Here is a 389-nt window from a genome sequence, read left to right as displayed (position 1 = left end):
CTCGGAACGCACGTTCCGCCGTCGCGCTCCGTCATCCGCTCAACGCACCCAGCCCTCGGTCTTCATGATGGCGGCGCCACGATCGCTGTTCAGGAAATCGAGGAATTGCTTCGCTTCAGGATCGGCATCCGGGGCGAGCGCAACGTTGACGTCTCTCCAGATCGCCCGGTTCGCGGACAAGCTCACGTAATCGGCTTGGTCGGGATGCGTGATCGGCCAGTCCGGCCAGGTGATCCAGGCATCCGCGTCCTTGTCGACGAACATCCTGAAGCTCGGCCCGCTGCCCTTGCCGAATCCGACGATGTTCCGCCGGAACCGCCTGACGTCGTCGAGACGTCCCATGCGGCCGGCGATGTCCTCCCACGTGCCGGTGCCGGACGTATTCGCCA

1 protein-coding gene is annotated in these 389 nt (G+C 64.8%); it reads right to left on the bottom strand.

The features are described 5' to 3' along the window. Nucleotides 1-39 precede the first annotated feature (39 nt). Nucleotides 40-389: substrate-binding domain-containing protein (locus SB816_RS30090; RefSeq protein ID WP_410548002.1), on the bottom strand; the 350-nt coding region annotated here is incomplete at its 5' end.

Source organism: Achromobacter sp. SIMBA_011, assembly GCF_046535435.1.
Classification (GTDB): Bacteria; Pseudomonadota; Gammaproteobacteria; order Burkholderiales; family Burkholderiaceae_B; genus Achromobacter; species Achromobacter dolens.
Note: the sequence above shows the minus strand (reverse complement) of the source record. Positions and strands in the feature narration are given on the sequence as shown.